Origin of the sequence: Sphingobacterium athyrii, from assembly GCF_003071065.1 — a bacterium.
Lineage (GTDB): Bacteria > Bacteroidota > Bacteroidia > Sphingobacteriales > Sphingobacteriaceae > Sphingobacterium > Sphingobacterium athyrii.
The window spans coordinates 1-658 of sequence record NZ_QCXX01000007.1 but is presented as its reverse complement, the minus strand read 5'-3'; the positions used below and the strand labels follow the sequence as shown (position 1 = coordinate 658).

Here is a 658-nt window from a genome sequence, read left to right as displayed (position 1 = left end):
GTTTGCCCGAAAACTCCCTATCTTTGCACCACTCCGCAAGGGAGGAACGGTTGCTTCGAAAGAAGGAATCCTGAAAAAAGAAGGGTTTAACGGGAGTTAGGCGCAGAAATTGGAAAAAGAAAAAGAAAAAAAACTTCAAAAGTTTTTTGGAAGTTCGGAAAATATTTCTACCTTTGCAGTCCCAACGGAAACGGAGGGGAAAACAAAAAAGATAAAGACGGGCGCAATGCTCATCGGAATATAGCGGATACGGAAGTTGAAGCGCAAAAAGTTCTTTAAGAAAACACAATCATGTAAGCGTGACGAGTAGACAGACGAAAGTCGAAAGTCATGAACAAATTCAAGAATTGGTTCAATTCGGTCCAAGATCAGAGATATAAAAAAAGAATTCTGATTATGTAAATAGTTGGAATCAAAAACTTCATTTTACAATGGAGAGTTTGATCCTGGCTCAGGATGAACGCTAGCGGCAGGCCTAATACATGCAAGTCGGACGGGATCCATCGGAGAGCTTGCTCAAAGATGGTGAGAGTGGCGCACGGGTGCGTAACGCGTGAGCAACCTACCTCTATCAGGGGGATAGCCTCTCGAAAGAGAGATTAACACCGCATAATATAACTATTCGGCATCGTCTGGTTATTAAATATTTATAGGATAG

The 658-nt window shown here is 41.9% G+C and carries 1 rRNA gene; it reads left to right on the top strand.

The window, feature by feature from the left end:
• Nucleotides 1-428: 428 nt before the first annotated feature.
• Nucleotides 429-658, top strand: a 16S ribosomal RNA gene (locus DCO56_RS21610); the annotation flags it as partial.